The organism is Enterobacter sp. 2VL (genome assembly GCF_005503595.1).
Taxonomy (GTDB): Bacteria; Pseudomonadota; Gammaproteobacteria; order Enterobacterales; family Enterobacteriaceae; genus Enterobacter; species Enterobacter cancerogenus.
This window is the reverse complement of record NZ_SCNE01000003.1, coordinates 418,580-435,957: the sequence shown is the minus strand read 5'-3', so window position 1 is coordinate 435,957 and position 17,378 is coordinate 418,580. Positions and strand designations below refer to the sequence as shown.

The 17,378-nt window shown below is 58.3% G+C and carries 13 protein-coding genes; 7 read left to right on the top strand and 6 right to left on the bottom strand.

From position 1 onward, the window contains the following. Positions 1 to 111 precede the first annotated feature (111 nt). Positions 112 to 3,225, bottom strand: a complete 3,114-nt coding sequence (gene acrD, locus FFS28_RS10245; RefSeq protein ID WP_137849477.1) for a multidrug efflux RND transporter permease AcrD — start codon at positions 3,223 to 3,225, stop codon at positions 112 to 114. Between the two features lie 201 nt (positions 3,226 to 3,426). Next, the gene (gene narQ, locus FFS28_RS10240; protein ID WP_137849476.1) at positions 3,427 to 5,112 is read right to left on the bottom strand and encodes a nitrate/nitrite two-component system sensor histidine kinase NarQ; all 1,686 of its coding nucleotides are present in this window, start codon (positions 5,110 to 5,112) and stop codon (positions 3,427 to 3,429) included. Positions 5,113 to 5,392: 280 nt separating this feature from the next. Here narQ and nudK point away from each other — a divergent pair, with 280 nt between their 5' ends. Further along, on the top strand, positions 5,393 to 5,989 hold the full coding sequence (nudK, locus tag FFS28_RS10235; protein ID WP_137849475.1) for a GDP-mannose pyrophosphatase NudK: 597 nt from the start codon (positions 5,393 to 5,395) through the stop codon (positions 5,987 to 5,989). A gap of 103 nt (positions 5,990 to 6,092) precedes the next feature. Next, positions 6,093 to 7,130: a DUF1176 domain-containing protein gene (locus tag FFS28_RS10230; protein ID WP_137849474.1), complete on the top strand. Its 1,038-nt coding sequence runs from the start codon at positions 6,093 to 6,095 to the stop codon at positions 7,128 to 7,130. Positions 7,131 to 7,227: 97 nt separating this feature from the next. On the opposite strand, the gene tkt is transcribed toward FFS28_RS10230, so the two are convergent. Both tkt and tal read right to left on the bottom strand, forming a co-directional pair. Beyond that, positions 7,228 to 9,216, bottom strand: coding sequence for a transketolase (gene tkt, locus FFS28_RS10225; RefSeq protein ID WP_137849473.1), 1,989 nt, complete (start codon positions 9,214 to 9,216; stop codon positions 7,228 to 7,230). Between the two features lie 19 nt (positions 9,217 to 9,235). Beyond that, on the bottom strand, positions 9,236 to 10,186 hold the full coding sequence (gene tal / locus FFS28_RS10220) for a transaldolase (protein WP_006176617.1): 951 nt from the start codon (positions 10,184 to 10,186) through the stop codon (positions 9,236 to 9,238). A 290-nt stretch (positions 10,187 to 10,476) separates the two neighbouring features. Here tal and maeB point away from each other — a divergent pair, with 290 nt between their 5' ends. Continuing rightward, a complete protein-coding gene (maeB, locus tag FFS28_RS10215) occupies positions 10,477 to 12,756 on the top strand; it encodes an NADP-dependent oxaloacetate-decarboxylating malate dehydrogenase (RefSeq protein WP_006176616.1) in 2,280 nt (759 codons plus the stop codon). A 69-nt stretch (positions 12,757 to 12,825) separates the two neighbouring features. Here maeB and hemF read toward each other — a convergent pair whose 3' ends face one another. Both hemF and amiA read right to left on the bottom strand, forming a co-directional pair. Continuing rightward, the gene (hemF, locus tag FFS28_RS10210; protein WP_137849472.1) at positions 12,826 to 13,725 is read right to left on the bottom strand and encodes an oxygen-dependent coproporphyrinogen oxidase; all 900 of its coding nucleotides are present in this window, start codon (positions 13,723 to 13,725) and stop codon (positions 12,826 to 12,828) included. After that, positions 13,725 to 14,600 carry an N-acetylmuramoyl-L-alanine amidase AmiA gene (gene amiA / locus FFS28_RS10205; RefSeq protein WP_137849471.1) on the bottom strand — a complete coding sequence of 292 codons (876 nt, stop codon included), beginning with the start codon at positions 14,598 to 14,600 and terminating at the stop codon, positions 13,725 to 13,727. Before amiA ends, hemF begins: the two co-directional genes overlap by 1 nt. A gap of 212 nt (positions 14,601 to 14,812) precedes the next feature. Between amiA and FFS28_RS10200 the strand changes: the two genes are divergently transcribed. From FFS28_RS10200 to FFS28_RS10185, 4 genes are all read left to right on the top strand, one after another. Then, positions 14,813 to 15,238: a GNAT family acetyltransferase gene (locus tag FFS28_RS10200; protein WP_006176613.1), complete on the top strand. Its 426-nt coding sequence runs from the start codon at positions 14,813 to 14,815 to the stop codon at positions 15,236 to 15,238. Further along, positions 15,225 to 15,674: a DUF2919 domain-containing protein gene (locus FFS28_RS10195; protein WP_006176612.1), complete on the top strand. Its 450-nt coding sequence runs from the start codon at positions 15,225 to 15,227 to the stop codon at positions 15,672 to 15,674. The genes FFS28_RS10200 and FFS28_RS10195 overlap by 14 nt, the downstream gene beginning before the upstream one ends. A gap of 62 nt (positions 15,675 to 15,736) precedes the next feature. After that, positions 15,737 to 16,312 carry an RpoE-regulated lipoprotein gene (locus FFS28_RS10190; RefSeq protein WP_137849470.1) on the top strand — a complete coding sequence of 192 codons (576 nt, stop codon included), beginning with the start codon at positions 15,737 to 15,739 and terminating at the stop codon, positions 16,310 to 16,312. A 92-nt stretch (positions 16,313 to 16,404) separates the two neighbouring features. Next, positions 16,405 to 17,304, top strand: coding sequence for a Dyp-type peroxidase (locus FFS28_RS10185; protein WP_137849469.1), 900 nt, complete (start codon positions 16,405 to 16,407; stop codon positions 17,302 to 17,304). Positions 17,305 to 17,378: the final 74 nt, after the last annotated feature.

The following is a 17,378-nucleotide window of genomic DNA, read 5'->3' as shown; positions in this document are numbered from 1 at the left end:
AAGAATTGCAAGAGCACTTAAATAAGTAAAATAACCATAGTGTGAATCTATCACACAGTAAAAAGGCGGCTAACCAAGCCGCCTTTTTTATACCCGTCACGCGTTGCCCGCTTATTCAGGGCGTTCCTTCAGCGGGAAACGGCGACGGACCAGCACAAAGAACAGCGGGACGAAATAGATAGCCAGGATCGTCGCCGAAATCATACCGCCCATGACGCCAGTCCCTACCGCGTGCTGGCTGCTGGAGCCAGCCCCTGAACTGGTCGCCATTGGCAGCACGCCAAAGACAAACGCCAGAGAGGTCATCAGGATCGGTCGCAGACGCTGGCGGCAGGCGTGGAGCGTGGCGGCCATCAGGTCGTGCCCCTTAGCGTTCATCTCGTTGGCAAACTCGACGATCAGAATGGCGTTTTTCGCCGACAGGCCAATCACGGTGAGCAGCCCGACCTGGAAGTAAACGTCATTCTCCAGGCCGCGCATCCAGGTGGCGAGCAGGGCGCCAATCACCCCTAGCGGCACCACCAGCATGACCGAGAACGGCACCGACCAGCTTTCATACAGGGCGGCAAGACAGAGGAACACCACCAGCAGCGACAGCGCGTACAGGGCAGGTGCCTGCGCACCGGAGAGGCGCTCCTGGTAAGACATGGCCGTCCACTCAAGGCCAAAACCGGCCGGCAGCTGCTGCACCAGTTTTTCCATAACGTCCATCGCCGTACCGGTACTCACCCCCGGCGCCGCTTCGCCGACAATTTCCAGAGCCGAGTAGCCGTTGTAACGTTCCAGACGAGGCGAACCGGTTTCCCAGCGGGAGGTAGCAAACGCCGAGAACGGCACCATACCGCCCGCGTTATTCCGCACGTACCAGCGGTTGATATCATCTGGCAGCATGCGGTATTTGGCGGCTGACTGGACGTAGACCTTTTTCACACGGCCGCGATCCATAAAGTCGTTCACATAGCTCGAGCCCCAGGCGGTTTGCAGCGTATCGTTGATATCGTCGATAGAGACGCCAAGCGCCTGCGCTTTACGCTGATCGATATCCACCTGCAGCTGCGGGCTGTCATCCAGGCCATTGTGACGAACGCGCGTGAGCTGCGGATCTTTGCCAGCCAGATCCAGAAGCTTATCGCGGGCAGCCATGAGCGCGTCGTGCCCGGCGCCGGCGTGATCCTGCAGCTCCATATCAAACCCTGCCGAGCTACCCATTCCGCTGATGGCGGGAGGGCTGCTGGCGAAGACGCGCGCCTCTTTGATGTGGCTAAACGCCTTCGTGGCCCGCTCAATAATGGCAAAGGAGGAGCCGGTTTTGCTGTCGCGCTGTTCCCAGTCTTTCAGACGTATGAACATACGCGCCACGTTCTGCCCGTTACCGCCTGGGCCGGAACCCACGGTGGAGAAGACGGAAACCACGTTATCCTTCTCCTGGGTGTGGAAGTAATTCTCCACCTTTTGCACCACTTTCAGCGTCTGCTGCTGGGTCGAGCCGCTCGGGAGCTGGACCGAGGTGATAAACATCCCTCTGTCTTCCAGCGGCAGGAAGGAGGTGGGCAAACGCAGGAACAGGAAAACCATGCCGCCCAGCAGCAGGACATACACCACCATCCAGCGCACGCTGCGGTGGAGGACCTTCCCCACGCCCGCTTCATAGCGCGCTGCGTTGCGGTTAAACATGCGGTTAAACCAGCCGAAAAAGCCTTTCTGGCCGTGTTGTTCACCTTTATGCAGCGGCTTAAGAAGGGTACAGCAGAGGGCAGGGGTGAGGATCATCGCCACCAGCACCGACAGCACCATGGCAGAGACGATGGTGATAGAGAACTGGCGGTAAATCGCGCCGGTGGTGCCGCCAAAGAAGGCCATCGGGATAAACACCGCCGACAGCACCATCGCGATGCCTACCAGCGCGCCCTGAATCTGCCCCATCGATTTGCGCGTTGCCTGGCGCGGCGAAAGCCCTTCCTCGCTCATGATGCGCTCAACGTTCTCCACCACCACGATGGCATCATCCACCAGCAGGCCGATGGCCAGCACCATGGCGAACATGGTCAGCGTGTTGATACTGTATCCGAAGGCGTAGAGCACCGCGAAGGTGCCGAGCAGGACCACTGGCACGGCAATGGTGGGGATAAGCGTGGCGCGGAAGTTCTGTAAGAACAGGTACATCACCAGGAACACCAGCGCGATGGCTTCGAGGAGGGTTTTCACCACGTCCTCAATGGACGCCTTCACAAATGAGGTGGTCTCGTAGGCGACTTTGTACTCCAGGCCGTGCGGGAAGAAGTGCGACAGTTCGTCCAGGCGGTTGAGTACGAGTTCAGCGGTCGCCATCTCGTTAGCGCCTGAAGCCAGTTTTACCCCCAGACCTGACGCCTGATTACCGTTAAAGCGGCTCAGGTAATCATATTTCTCCGCCCCCATTTCAACCGTGGCAACATCGCCCAGGCGCACTTCAGAACCGTCCTGATTGACCCGCAGGGTGATATTGCGGAACTGCTCCGGCGTTTGCAGCAGCGACTGCGAGTTAATGGTGGCATTCAGCGCCTGGTTATCCACCGACGGCGTGCCGCCGAGCTGGCCCACCGCGATTTGCGCATTCTGGGATTCGATGGCGTCGGTGACATCTTTAGCGGTCATCTGGACGCTGGTTAACTTATTCGGGTCAAGCCAGATGCGCATCGAGTACTGCGAACCGTAGGCGTCGATATCCCCCACGCCGTTAATACGGCTCAGCGGATCCTGAATATTACTGGCGACGTAGTCGGCAATATCCTGCTTATCCATCGAGCCGTCGGTGGAGACAAAGGCTATGGTCAAAATGTTGGTGTCACCGGTTTTACGCACGGTCACGCCCTGGTTCTGCACGGCCTGAGGCAGCTTGCGCAGGGCCGACTGGAGTTGGTTTTGCACCTGCTGCACCGCTTCGTCCGGGTCGGTACCCGCCGTAAAGCTGAGCGTCACGGTTGCCTGACCGGTGGCGCTACTCTGGGAAGACATATACATCAGGTTGTCGAGGCCGGTCATGTTCTGCTCGATAACCTGCGTCACGGTATTCTCAAGCGTCTGCGCCGAGGCACCGGGATAGTTAGCCGTGATGCGCACGTTAGGCGGTGCCAGTTCGGGATATTGCTCAACGGGAAGCGACGTAATCGCCAGGACACCTGTCAGACACAACAGGATGGCAAGTACCCAGGCAAAAATGGGGCGATCGATGAAAAAATTCGCCATGAAAAAGTGACCTCGTTTTGCTGCACGTCATTATTGTAAATTGCCCGCATCACTGTAGCGGCAAGAGCAGAGCCAAACGTGGAGAAATAAAGGAGATATTGTAAATTATCATGCGCGTTTACGCCGCGCCCCCACGCGGGCGCGACGGAAAGTATCATGCATCTTCAGGACGAGGCGTTGGCATAACGCATGACTTTACCGTTATTTACCCGCAGGTGTACTGAACCTTACGCTGACCTGCGTCCCGCCATTTGGCGGCTGAGAGAAGCTCAGCGTGCCCCCAAGCCGCCCTGCGCGTTCGCGCATGATATTCAGGCCGTAGTGCCCCGGTGGTTCGCTGGCCTCCCCAATACCGATGCCGTTGTCGCGGATCGTCACCGTGTGGGTGCCATCCGCAGCGGTAATGCAGCTTACGGTGATCTCGCTCGCTTCGGCGTGCTTGATGGCATTCAGCACCGCCTCGCGCACAATTTGCAGCAGGTGAACCTGCTTCTGGGCATCCAGCGCCAGCGAAGAGAGGCGGCAGTCGAGCGTCAGCTTCGCCTGGGTCTGGCTTTGTAGGCCGTCGAGCGACTCCTGCAGCGCGGCGGGGAGGTTGGCATGGTTCAGCGTCAGGCGGAAGGTGGTGAGCAGCTCACGCAGCTGCTGCCAGGCGTTGTTGAGCTCGCGGGAAAAGTCGGCAATGATGGTCTGCGCGGGCGCGTTTTCCTCCGGCACAGCATGTTTGAGCAGCGTAAGCTGGATCCGCAGGTAAGAAAGCACCTGCGCCAGCGAGTCATGCAGTTCGCGGGCGATGGTCGCGCGCTCTTCCATCAGCAGCAGCTGCTGAAAGTGCTTTTGCCCCTGATTGAAGTAAAGCCCACGCCCCAGCATCGTTGCGACGCTTTTCATCAGGGGCAGGGACACGTTCGCGGTGTCGCTCTGCCAGCGGAGTTCGCCATACAGCGTGTCCTGCATCAGCACCGGCAGGCTCTGCATCTGGACGGTGTCGGACTCGGTGCCCTCCGCCAGCCGCCAGTCGTCGCTGGTGCGAAGCTCCAGATAATTCATCTGCGTGTAGTCATGCACAATCTGCAAAATATGCCTGAAGCAGTGGCTGTCTATTTGCCCGGTGTTGAGCGCCTGAGAGCAGGTGAAGAGCATTTCCAGCTGCTGATGCGCTTCGTTCAGGTGCCGGGTCTTTTCGGCGACGGAGTGCTCAAGCGAGCGATACAGCGTGTGCAGTTCGCCTGACATATGGTTGAAGGCGCGGGAGAGCTGGCCCAGCTCGTTGGGCAGATGGGTGTCGGGAGCCGGGGTATCAAACGCGCGTTGCTCGATGCGCTCGCTTGCCGCCACCAGGTTTTTGAGCGGCAGAACGACCTGACGCCGGATCCGCCGCAGGGTCGTCATCGCCAGCAGCAAAATGCCGAGGCCGCCTGCCAGTGACATCAGGATAACCAGCTGAATTTTATGCTCGGTATAGTGCTGAAGCGCCAGCACAAAGGCATCAATACGGCCCACAAAATCTTCAATGTGGCTCTGGTACCACGCGGTGTCCCCGCTGGCGATGCGTTTGTCCATCTCCTGCCAGGCGAGATGTAACTGCTGATAACGCTGCTTCACGTCGTCCGGCACGTACCAGCGGCTGAGTTTTTGCAGCGCGGGCGCGCTGAGGGTCTGTTGCCACACCGCCCGGTGTTCCGCCAGCGAAGGGCTGGTGCGCTGCATCTCGTAGCCCAGCCGGTAGCTCTGCATGCGTAGCGACCCGGCGATATTGATCGCCTCGGCGTCGCGCTGGCTGCTGGCAAGCGTCAGCAGCGCAATGGCGCTGGTGAGCACGGACAGCATAATAATCGAAAAGAAAGCCCGAGCCAGGCTTCGGGAGACGGGGCGTTTAACGGTCACAAAACGGCTTCCTGAAAAAATTAATCTGCCACAGGGGCACTGGACATCGCCCGGCTTCCGGGGATGTGAACCCTGTCCGGAAGCCCCGCTGTGGGTAGAACGATTTTTTATATAAAGAGTAGGGGTATTGTTTACACGAAATTAGCGGCTGCGTCTGCTCGCCGACGCGGTGATTTTGCAACGGCGCGGCGTAAAACGCTCAAAACACACGCGTGTCGACGGGCGACAAAGCGGATTTCGCGGCGTAGTATACCCACACTCATTTAGCCGTGGAGCCTGTATGACCCTGAAAATAGACGTTATCAAAGACAAAATCCTCTCTGAAAATTACTTTGTCCTGCGTAACATCACCTACGATTTAACGCGTAAAAACGGCAAGGTGATCCGCCATAAACGCGAGGTCTACGATCGTGGCAACGGCGCAACTATTCTGCTCTATAACCGCGAAAAACAGAGCGTGGTGCTGATCCGCCAGTTTCGCGTCGCGACGTGGGTGAACGGCAACCCGGACGGGCGGCTGATTGAAACCTGTGCAGGCCTGCTGGACGACGATGAGCCGGAAGTCTGTATTCGCAAAGAGGCGATTGAAGAGACAGGCTTCGAGGTGGGCGAGGTTAAAAAGGTCTTTGAGCTGTTTATGTCGCCGGGCGGCGTGACGGAGATCGTTCATTTCTTTATCGCCGAATACCACGACGCGCAGCGGGTCAACCCGGGCGGCGGCGTGGAAGATGAAGATATCGACGTGCTGGAGCTCCCCTTTACAGAAGCCCTTAACATGGTGAAAAACGGTGAGATCAGGGACGGTAAGGCGGTGATATTGTTACAATATTTACAAACATCCGGCCTCATGACCCCCTCTTTCGAACGTCAGGAGTGAGGCTTTCGGATAAATCTATCCGATAAATCTGATTGAGCAAGCCCGGTTGTGCCACGAAGATACCGCCCAGTTTTGCGTTTTCGTTTCCGGGGTTGTGCCATTCATGCGCCTTTTCTTTCTGTTCCTTCTTTGCGTATTGTCCGCGCCGCTGGTGTGGGCTGCGCCTGCTCAGCAGTCCTTCTCCGACTGGCAGGTCACCTGCAATAACCAGAATTTTTGCGTGGCGCGCAATACCGGCGAGCATCATGGACTGGTCATGACGCTGAGCCGCAGCGCCGGGGCCAAAACCGATGCCACGCTGCGCATCGATCTCGGCGGGTTTTCCTCGCCTTCGGTGAAAGAGCCAGACATCGCGCCGCGATTACTGCTCGACAACGCGCCGGTGAAGCTTGACCCGCAGCGCTGGCAGCTTACGCCCTGGCACCTGAAAACCGACGATGCGGCGACCATCTCTGCCTTTTTAAAGCATATACAGGAAGGGCATACGCTGACGCTGCGCGGCGGCAGGCAGATTGCCTCACTGGACGGCCTTAAAGCCGCGCTGCTGTTTATCGACGCTCAGCAAAAGCGTGTCGGCAGCGAAACCGCCTGGATTAAAAAAGGGGACGATCCGCCTCTGAGCGTTCCTCCTGCGCCAGCCCTCAAAAAGGTGGCGACAGTCAATCCGACGCCCACGCCGCTTACTCACGCTGAACTAAACGATCTGCTGGACTATGGCACCTGGCGGATGAATAACAGCCAGTGCTCGCTGGATCCCAGCCGTCGCGAGGTCCGCGTCACGGCGTTAACGGATGACAAAGCGCTGCTGATCGTCAGCTGTGAAGCGGGGGCGTACAACACCGTCGATCTGGCATGGCTGGTGTCACGCAAAAAGCCGTTCGCGGCCCGTACCGTCAGGCTGCGGCTGCCGTTTACCCCGTCAAGCGAGAGCAGTGAGATGGAGCTGATGAATGCCAGCTTCGATGAGAAAAACCGGGAGTTAACGACCCTCGCATTAGGACGCGGTATCGGGGATTGCGGCATCCAGACGCGCTGGCGTTTTGACGGCCAGCGCTTTCGCCTGGTGCGCTATGCGGAAGAGCCAAGCTGCGATGGCTGGAATGGGCCAGATGCCTGGCCCACGCTGTGGATCACGCGGTAGTTTTTTGGCCGTATGGCGCTGTCGCTTACCCGGCCTGCAAAGCCACCACATCGTAGGCCGGGTAAGGCGTAGCCGCCACCCGGCAACGAAAACCGCACTACAGCACGCTTAGCGCCTTCTCGACCACGTTCTCGACGGTAAAGCCGAAATACGGGAACAGCTTGTCGGCCGGGGCCGATTCGCCGTAGCCGCGCATCCCGACAATCGCGCCTTTCAGCCCGACATACTTGTACCAGTAGTCGGCGATCCCCGCTTCCACCGCCACGCGTGCCGCAACGTTTGAAGGCAGGACCGATTCACGGTAAGCCTCATCCTGTGCGTTGAAAATATCGGTAGAGGGCAGGGAGACCACGCGCACCGCGTGACCTTCGGCGGTCAGCTTCTCCGCTGCCTTAACGGTGATTTCAATCTCAGAACCGGTAGCAATCAAAATCACGTCCGGCTTGCCGCCGCTGTCTTTCAGAATGTAGCCGCCGCGAGCGATATTTTTCACCTGCTCCGGCGTACGCTCAATCTGCGCCAGATTCTGACGCGACAGGATCAGCGCCGTCGGCCCGTTGTGGCGTTCAACCGCCAGCTTCCAGCCGACCGCGGCCTCTACCTGATCGCACGGACGCCAGGTGCTGAAGTTTGGCGTCAGGCGCAGGCTCGCCAGCTGTTCAACTGCCTGGTGCGTCGGCCCGTCTTCCCCCAGACCGATGGAGTCGTGGGTATAGACCATGATCTGCCGCGCCTTCATCAGCGCCGCCATACGCGCCGCGTTGCGGGCATATTCAACAAACATCAGGAAGGTGGCGGTATAAGGCACAAAGCCGCCGTGATGGGCGATACCGTTGGCAATGGCCGTCATCCCGAATTCACGCACGCCGTAGTGAATGTAGTTCCCGGCCACGTCCTCCTTCAGGGATTTAGAGCCAGACCAGATGGTCAGGTTACTTGGTGCCAGGTCCGCCGAGCCGCCGAGCAGTTCCGGCAGGATTGGGCCGATGGCATTGAGAGTGTTTTGCGATGCCTTACGGGTGGCAATTTTCGCCGGATTGGACTGCAACTCTTCAATCAGCGCCTGGGTTTTCGCTTCCCAGTCCTCCGGCAGACCCCCGCTCATGCGGCGGGAAAACTCGGCGGCCAGCGCCGGGTACGCCTTTTTGTAGGCGGCGAACTTCTCGTTCCAGGCGTGCTGCGCGTGTTCACCCGCTTCACGCGCGTCCCAGGCTTTGTAGATCTCTTTTGGGATCTCGAACGCCGGGTATTTCCAGCCCAGTTTCTGACGGGTCAGCGCCACCTCTTCTTCGCCCAGCGCCGCGCCGTGCGACTCTTCCTTGCCCGCTTTGTTCGGTGAGCCGAAGCCGATGGTGGTCCGGCAGATAATCAGGGACGGTTTGTCCTTCACGCTCTGCGCTTCCTGAATCGCTTTTTTCACCGCCTCAGGATCGTGACCGTCGATTTCGTGCACCACGTGCCAGTGGTAGGCCTCGAAGCGTTTGGCCGTGTCGTCGGTAAACCAGCCTTCGGTTTCCCCGTCAATCGAGATACCGTTGTGATCGTAGAAGCCAATCAGCTTACCCAGCCCCAGCGTGCCCGCCAGCGAGCAGACCTCGTGTGAAATCCCCTCCATCAGACAGCCATCGCCCATAAACACATAGGTGTAGTGGTCAACGATGTCATGGCCTGGCTGGTTAAACTGCGCGCCCAGCGTGCGCTCGGCAATCGCCAGACCGACGGCGTTCGCCAGACCCTGACCGAGCGGCCCGGTGGTGGTCTCAACGCCCGGCGTATAACCAATCTCCGGGTGGCCCGGCGTTTTCGAATGCAGCTGGCGGAAGTTTTTGATCTCCTCAAGCGGCAGATCGTAGCCGGAGAGGTGCAGCAGGCTATAGAGCAGCATGGAGGCATGGCCGTTTGAGAGAATAAAACGGTCACGATCGTACCAGGTGGGATCGGTCGGGTTGTGCTTCAGGAAGTCGTTCCACAGCACTTCGGCAATATCTGCCATGCCCATCGGGGCGCCAGGGTGGCCGGAATTGGCTTTCTGCACGGCATCCATGCTGAGGGCGCGAATGGCATTGGCGAGCTCTTTACGGGACATAGTTCACTCCATGGCAAGGTTAAAGTTTGGCGGCAAGAAGATCTTCAAGTTTGCGCTGGTCGACGGCGAACAGGCGAATGCCTTCCGCCAGTTTATCGACGGCCATTGCGTCCTGGTTGTGCTCCCAGCGGAACTCCGCCTCCGTCATCGCTTTCGGTTTTGGCAGCACGGTTGAGGTCGGCACCAGTTTACGGATCACCGTCTCGTCGCTCTGCTGCAGTTTTTTCAGCAGGTCAGGAGAGATAGTCAGGCGGTCACAGCCTGCCAGGGCGAGGATCTGCTCGGTGCGGCGGAAGCTGGCCCCCATCACGATGGTCTCGTAGCGGTGCTGTTTGTAATAGTCATAGATATTGCGGACCGACTTCACGCCGGGGTCTTCTTCCACCACATACGGGTCCATCGGCTGTTTTGCCTGATACCAGTCGTAGATACGCCCGACGAACGGTGAGACAAGGAACACGCCCGCCTCGGCGCAGGCACGTGCCTGAGCAAAGGAGAACAGCAGCGTCAGGTTGCAGTGGATCCCCTCTTTTTCCAGCACCTCGGCGGCGCGAATGCCTTCCCAGGTTGAAGCGAGCTTGATCAGAATGCGCGATTTATCAATTCCCTGCTCCTGATAAAGCTCTACCAGGCGGCGGGCTTTGTTGATGCTTTTTTCCTGGTCGAAGGAAAGGCGGGCGTCCACTTCGGTCGACACGCGTCCCGGTATGCTTTTCAGAATTTCCGCACCGATATTGACCGCCAGCTTGTCGCTGGCTTCGGCGACCTGCTGCTCCTGGGTTTTCCCGCGCTGTTTGCCATAGGCGATGGCGTCATCAATCAGATGACTGAAATGTTCAAGCCCTGCCGCTTTGAGCAGCAGCGAGGGGTTGGTGGTCGCATCTTCCGGCTGATAGCTGCGGATAGACTCGATATCGCCGCTGTCCGCGACTACGGTGGTGAATTGTTTGATGCCGTCTAGCTGGTTCATAAATAATTACTCCTTGGAAATAAAAGAGTTAGTCGAGTGTGTTTGTTCACACTTCTGCGAAAATCATGATCGACTTAACAAAAAAGCATAGCAGACGGGGGAGGCATTGCTTTCTGAGACGGGTAACATCACTGTTATAAATTGATAACAATTTTTGCTCTGCAATGGTGAGAGTTTGGCAGCCTTCAAAGTTTAGTCGGCCACCTGCGGCGATACTATGCGGCACTCCAGGGTGTGCATCAGGATCGTAAACATCACCCTTTTTGATCGATACGTGAAGGAATAACAAGATGGATGATCAGTTAAAACAAAGTGCTCTCGATTTTCATGAATTCCCGGTTCCGGGCAAAATCCAGGTTTCCCCTACCAAGCCGCTGGCGACCCAGCGCGATCTGGCGCTGGCCTACTCGCCGGGCGTTGCCGCGCCGTGTCTTGAAATTGAAAAAGACCCGCTGGCAGCCTACAAATACACCGCGCGCGGTAATCTGGTGGCGGTAATCTCCAACGGCACGGCGGTACTGGGATTAGGCAATATCGGTGCGCTGGCGGGTAAGCCGGTGATGGAAGGGAAGGGCGTACTGTTCAAGAAATTTGCCGGTATCGACGTGTTTGATATCGAAGTGGACGAGCTGGACCCGGACAAATTCATCAACGTGGTGGCAGCCCTGGAGCCCACATTCGGCGGCATCAACCTGGAAGATATCAAAGCGCCGGAATGTTTCTATATCGAGCAAAAGCTGCGCGAGCGCATGAACATTCCCGTGTTCCACGATGACCAGCACGGCACGGCGATTATCAGCACCGCGGCCATTCTGAACGGCCTGCGGGTGGTGGAAAAAAATCTGTCTGACGTGCGCATGGTGGTCTCGGGGGCGGGCGCGGCGGCGATTGCCTGTATGAACCTGCTGGTGGCGCTTGGGATGCAGAAACACAACATTGTGGTCTGCGACTCCAAAGGCGTGATCTATAAAGACCGCGAGCCAAATATGGCGGAAACCAAAGCGGCGTACGCGGTGGACGATGACGGAAAACGGACCCTGGACGACGTGATCGACGGCGCGGATATCTTCCTTGGCTGCTCCGGACCGAAAGTCCTGACTCAGGAGATGGTACAGAAGATGGCGCGCGCGCCGATGATCCTGGCGCTGGCGAACCCGGAGCCGGAAATCCTGCCGCCGCTGGCGAAAGCGGTGCGTGAAGACGCCATTATCTGTACCGGTCGCTCGGACTACCCAAACCAGGTGAACAACGTGCTGTGCTTCCCGTTCATCTTCCGCGGCGCGCTGGACGTGGGTGCGACGGCAATCAACGAAGAGATGAAGCTGGCCGCTGTTCACGCCATCGCCGAGCTGGCCCACGCCGAGCAGAGCGAAGTGGTTGCCTCAGCCTATGGCGATCAGGATCTGAGCTTTGGCCCGGACTACATCATTCCTAAACCGTTCGACCCGCGTTTGATTGTCAAAATCGCGCCAGCGGTAGCCAAAGCGGCGATGGACTCCGGCGTGGCGACGCGTCCGATTCAGGATTTCGATGCCTACGTCGATAAGCTCACCGAGTTTGTTTACAAAACCAACCTGTTCATGAAGCCGATCTTCTCCCAGGCGCGCGCCGACGCGAAGCGCGTGGTGCTGGCGGAAGGGGAGGAGGCGCGCGTGCTGCACGCGACGCAGGAGCTGATCACCTTAGGGCTGGCGAAACCGATCCTGATTGGCCGTCCGAGCGTAATCGAGATGCGTATCCAGAAGCTGGGGCTACAGATTAAGCCGGGCGTGGACTTTGAGATCGTTAACAACGAATCCGATCCGCGTTTCAAAGAGTACTGGAACGAATACTACGCGATCATGAAACGTCGCGGGATCACCCAGGAGCAGGCGCAGAAAGCCGTGATCAGCAACACCACGGTGATCGGCGCGATCATGGTTCAGCGTGGCGAAGCGGATGCGCTGATCTGCGGCACCGTAGGTGATTACCACGAGCATTTCAGCGTGGTGCAGGAGATCTTCGGCTATCGCGACGGGGTGCATACCGCCGGGGCAATGAACGCGCTGCTGCTGCCAAGCGGGAACACCTTTATTGCGGATACCTACGTCAACGACGATCCGACGCCGGAGCAGCTGGCGGAAATCACCGTGATGGCGGCGGAAACCGTGCGCCGGTTTGGTATCGAGCCGAAAGTTGCGCTGCTCTCTCATTCGAACTTTGGTTCCTCGAAATCTGCGGCGGCCTGCAAAATGCGCGAGACGCTGGAGCGGGTGCGCGAGCGTGCGCCGGAGCTGATGATCGACGGTGAGATGCACGGCGATGCCGCGCTGGTGGAGAGCATTCGCAACGAACGGATGCCGGACAGCCCGCTGAAAGGCTCGGCTAACGTGCTGATCATGCCGAACGTCGAAGCGGCGCGGATCAGCTACAACCTGCTGCGCGTGTCCAGCTCTGAAGGGGTCACCGTAGGACCGGTGCTGATGGGCATCTCGAAGCCGGTGCATGTGTTAACACCGATTGCCTCTGTGCGTCGGATTGTGAACATGGTGGCGCTGGCGGTGGTTGAAGCGCAGACGCAGCCGCTGTAAGGGCGTGGTGTCGGGTGGCGCATTCGCCTACCCGACCTACGGATTATGCAGGCCGGGCAAGCGCCGGCATTAAACCCAGTCCCGAACCCGAATAAACGCTTTCAGGGCAGCCTCAGGGCTGCCTTCTTTCGGATCAAAGTTGTACTCCCAGCGCACCAGCGGCGGCATCGACATCAGGATCGACTCCGTGCGCCCGCCGGTTTGCAGGCCAAACAGCGTACCGCGATCCCACACCAGGTTGAACTCCACGTAGCGCCCGCGTCGATAGAGCTGGAACTCCCGTTCGCGCACGCCGTAATCGGTGTTTTTGCGCCGCTCGACGATGGGCAGGTAGGCGTCGGTAAAGCCCTGGCCTACCGCCTGCATAAAGCGAAACGCGGTGTCAAAATCCGGCGTGTTGAGATCGTCAAAGAACAGCCCGCCAATGCCGCGCTGCTCATCGCGGTGCTTGAGATAGAAATAGTCGTCGCACCACTTTTTGTAGTTCGGGTAAACGTCTTCGCCAAACGGCAGGCACAGGTCGCGCGCGGTGGTGTGCCAGTGCACGGCGTCCTCTTCAAAGCCGTAGTAGGGCGTAAGATCGAACCCGCCGCCAAACCACCAGACCGGATCGGCCCCCGGTTTTTCCGCAATGAAAAAACGCACGTTGGCGTGGCTGGTCGGCACAAAGGGATTATGCGGATGCACCACCAGCGATACGCCCATCGCCTCGAAGCTACGGCCCGCCAGCTCCGGGCGGTGCGCGGTTGCGGAGGCGGGCATGGCATCGCCATGAACGTGGGAAAAGTTTACGCCGGCCTGCTCAAAGACGCCGCCGTTACGCAGCACGCGGCTTCGGCCACCGCCGCCCGCGTCGCGCTGCCAGCTATCTTCCTGGAATTCACCGCCGTCTTCGGCGGCCAGTTTCTGGCAAATCTCATCCTGCAGCTGCATCAGGAAGGATTTCACCCGCTGTGCATTGGGTTTCATTAACGTTTCCTGGAGTGCGCTTTTTGATTATCAAACCAGTTGAAATAACTGATGATCCCGGAGGCAATGGCATTGGCGATCTTCTGGCGAAACGCCGTAGTACCGAGCAGTCGCTCCTCTTCCGGGTTGGTGATAAACGAGGTTTCAACCAGCACCGAGGGGATCGACGGCGATTTCAGCACCACAAACGCCGCCTGCTCGGTGCCTTTACTGTGCAACCGATGCACGGGCTTAATCTTTTTCAGGATATGCGAGCCGAGCGTCAGGCTGTTTTTAATGGTGTCCGTCTGAACAAGGTCAAACAGCACCTGCTGGAGCAGGTGATCTTTGTCGGTCGCTTTCTTCCCGGCCACTTCGTCCGCCCGGTTTTCACGGTCGGAGAGGTATTTAGCCATTGCGCTACTGGCCCCACGGTTAGAGAGGGCAAACACCGATGCGCCCGCCGCGGATGGGTTGGTAAAGCCGTCGGCGTGAATCGACATAAACAGATCGGCGCCGTGCTGATGGGCGATTTCAACGCGGTCGTACAGGGGAATAAAGGTGTCGCCGGTGCGCGTCAGACGCGCGTCAATGCCGTTGTTGCGTAAAATCGATCGCACATTTTTTGCAATCGCCAGCACGACGTGTTTTTCTTTCGAACCGTTTCTTCCAATGGCGCCGGTATCAATGCCCCCATGACCCGGATCCAGCATAACCAGGCGTCGTGCGCCCGCTTTTTTAGCTTTTGGCTTGCTGTGCCCGTTGTGGGTTTTTAGCGTGCTCTCGTCTTTTGCCTGAGCCTGCTTTGCGATGCCCGTTAACGTTAAGGCCGCCAGCCCCGCTTTGAGAACCTGACGACGCGATGTGAGTGCTTTTAATGGTTTGAATGTGCTCATGCGGCCTGAATAGTAAAAATTGGGGTCCTGGTGTTATATCGTATCGCGTTTGGCGTTACGACAGTCCTTATTGAGAATTGTTTTACTTTTCATTTCAATACGTGACAAAGTGACATTATGCCAAATTTTGGCGAGATTTTCCCCGCATATTGGCTAAACGGGGCGTTCGGGCGATAATTACTGTTTTTAAACCCAAAAAGGCGGTTAATACCATGGAGATACGCGTTTTTCGCCAGGAAGATTTCGAAGAGGTGATTACCCTTTGGGAGCGCTGCGATTTGCTGCGTCCGTGGAACGATCCGGAAATGGATATCGAACGTAAGGTCAATCACGATGTCAGCCTGTTCCTGATTGCGGAAGTGAACGGCGAGGTGGTCGGTACGGTGATGGGCGGTTACGACGGACATCGCGGCTCGGCCTATTATCTGGGCGTTCATCCGGAATACCGCGCGCGCGGCATTGCTAACGCGCTGCTTAATCGTCTGGAAAAGAAACTGATTGCCCGCGGCTGTCCGAAGATCCAGATCATGGTGCGGGAAGACAACGACGTGGTGCTGGGCATGTATGAGCGTCTGGGCTATGAGCATGCCGACGTGCTGAGTTTAGGTAAGCGTTTGATCGAAGATGAAGAGTATTGAGTTTCACCCTGCCGATTACGACACCCAGGGTCGTCTTCGTTTGCCCTTCCTGTTCTGGTGCGTGCTGCTGTTACAGGCACGCACCTGGGTACTGTTTGTGATGGCCGGCGCGTCGCGCGGGCAGGGCGACACGCTGCTGAATCTGTTCTACCCCGACCACGACGCGTTCTGGCTCGGACTGCTGCCTGGTGTGCCTGCGGTGCTGGCGTTTCTGTGCAGCGGACGGCGGCAGGTTATCCCGCGCGTCTGGAGCGCGCTGCGCGGGCTGTTGATCCTTGCGCAGGTGGTGCTGCTGGGCTGGCAGCCGTGGCTCTGGCTTAACGGCGAGCCGCTGTCGGGCATCGGGGTTGCGCTGGTGGTGGCGGACATCGTCGCGCTGCTGTGGCTGCTGACCAACCCGCGTCTGCGCGCCTGTTTTACCCCCGAGAAAGATTAAGCGGCACTTTTTGCCGATGCCGCACTCCAACAAGCGTTGATTGACTAAGAAAGGACGTTTTAATGAAATCGCTGCGTTTACTTTTATGCGCTCTGCCGCTGGCGTTAACCGGCTGCTCAACGCTCTCCTCCGTTAACTGGTCTGCAGCCTATCCGTGGAACTGGTTTGGCTCTTCAACGGAAGTCACCGAGCAGGGCGTGGGTAACATCACCGCCGCCACCGCGCTGAACCAGGACGCCATTCAGGACGCGCTGGGCAGCGACTACCGCCTGCGCAGCGGTATGAAAACCGAAAACGGCACCATCGTGCGTTATTTTGAAGCCCTGAAGGATGACAAACTGGCGCTGGTGATCAACGGCGATAACGGCACCGTTAATCGCGTGGCGGTGATGGACGAGGACATTCCGACGGCGAGCGGCGTCAAGGTCGGCACGCCGTTTGGCGATCTTTATCAAAAAGCCTTTGGCCACTGCACCAGCGTGCCGTCGGACGACCGCGTCGCGGTAGAGTGTAAGGCGGAGGGCAGCCTGCACATCAGCTATCTCTTCACCGGCGAGTGGAGCGGCCCGGAAGGGTTAATGCCGTCTGACGACACGCTGAAAACCTGGAAAGTGAGCAAGATTATCTGGAAGCAGTAATTTGCGCCTGAACAAACCGCCTCGCTGAAATCCAGGTATAATAGCCGCCATCAATGCCACGCTACCGTGGCATCTTTTTTTCAGGAGGAGCGATGTCTCAGGTTCAGAGTGGCATTTTGCCAGAACATTGCCGCGCGGCGATTTGGATTGAAGCCAACGTCAACGGGGATGTGGATGCCCTGCGTGCGGCCAGCAAGATTTTTATCGATAAACTGGCGACGTTTCAGGCGACATTCCCGGATGCCCACCTTGGCGCGGTTGTCGCGTTTGGCAATAACGTCTGGCGCCAGCTGAGCGGCGGCGAAGGGGCGCAAGAGCTGAAAGATTTCATCCCTTACGGCAAAGGCCTGGCCCCGGCAACCCAGTACGACGTGCTGATCCATATCCTTTCCCTGCGTCATGACCTGAACTTTTCCGTGGCCCAGGCGGCGCTGGAGGCCTTTGGCGACAGCATCAAGGTGCAGGAAGAGGTGCACGGTTTCCGCTGGGTGGAAGAGCGCGATTTGAGCGGCTTCGTTGACGGAACCGAAAACCCGGCGGGTGAAGAGACGCGTCGCGAAGTGGCGGTGATCAAAGACGGCGTGGACGCGGGCGGCAGCTACGTGTTCGTCCAGCGCTGGGAACATAACCTCAAGCAGCTTAACCGCATGAGCGTGCACGATCAGGAGATGATGATCGGCCGCACCAGGGACGCCAACGAAGAGATCGACGGCGACGTCCGGCCTGTGACCTCGCACCTGACCCGCGTTGACCTCAAGGAAGACGGCAAAGGGCTGAAGATTGTGCGCCAGAGCCTGCCGTACGGCACCGCCAGCGGCACGCACGGCCTTTACTTCTGCGCCTACTGCGCGCGCCTGTATAACATTGAACAGCAACTGCTGAGCATGTTCGGCGACACCGACGGCAAGCGCGACGCCATGCTGCGCTTCACCAAACCGGTGACCGGCGGCTACTACTTTGCGCCGTCCGTAGAGCGACTGCTCGCGCTGTAAACTGCTCCCCATACCCAGGCCGGGTAAGCGTTAGTGCCACCCGGCAATTTTCCCCGCAGCCTTATTCTCTTTTC

Excerpts from the sequence above, each read along its gene's own strand:
- FFS28_RS10185 (WP_137849469.1), top strand. The coding sequence starts at position 16,405 with ATGTCTCAGGTTCAGAGTGGCATTTTGCCAGAACATTGCCGCGCGGCG.
- FFS28_RS10230 (WP_137849474.1), top strand. The coding sequence starts at position 6,093 with ATGCGCCTTTTCTTTCTGTTCCTTCTTTGCGTATTGTCCGCGCCGCTG.
- amiA (WP_137849471.1), bottom strand. The coding sequence starts at position 14,600 with ATGAGCACATTCAAACCATTAAAAGCACTCACATCGCGTCGTCAGGTT.
- maeB (WP_006176616.1), top strand. The coding sequence starts at position 10,477 with ATGGATGATCAGTTAAAACAAAGTGCTCTCGATTTTCATGAATTCCCG.
- tal (WP_006176617.1), bottom strand. The coding sequence starts at position 10,186 with ATGAACCAGCTAGACGGCATCAAACAATTCACCACCGTAGTCGCGGAC.
- FFS28_RS10200 (WP_006176613.1), top strand. The coding sequence starts at position 14,813 with ATGGAGATACGCGTTTTTCGCCAGGAAGATTTCGAAGAGGTGATTACC.
- tkt (WP_137849473.1), bottom strand. The coding sequence starts at position 9,216 with ATGTCCCGTAAAGAGCTCGCCAATGCCATTCGCGCCCTCAGCATGGAT.
- FFS28_RS10195 (WP_006176612.1), top strand. The coding sequence starts at position 15,225 with ATGAAGAGTATTGAGTTTCACCCTGCCGATTACGACACCCAGGGTCGT.
- hemF (WP_137849472.1), bottom strand. The coding sequence starts at position 13,725 with ATGAAACCCAATGCACAGCGGGTGAAATCCTTCCTGATGCAGCTGCAG.
- nudK (WP_137849475.1), top strand. The coding sequence starts at position 5,393 with ATGACCCTGAAAATAGACGTTATCAAAGACAAAATCCTCTCTGAAAAT.
- acrD (WP_137849477.1), bottom strand. The coding sequence starts at position 3,225 with ATGGCGAATTTTTTCATCGATCGCCCCATTTTTGCCTGGGTACTTGCC.
- FFS28_RS10190 (WP_137849470.1), top strand. The coding sequence starts at position 15,737 with ATGAAATCGCTGCGTTTACTTTTATGCGCTCTGCCGCTGGCGTTAACC.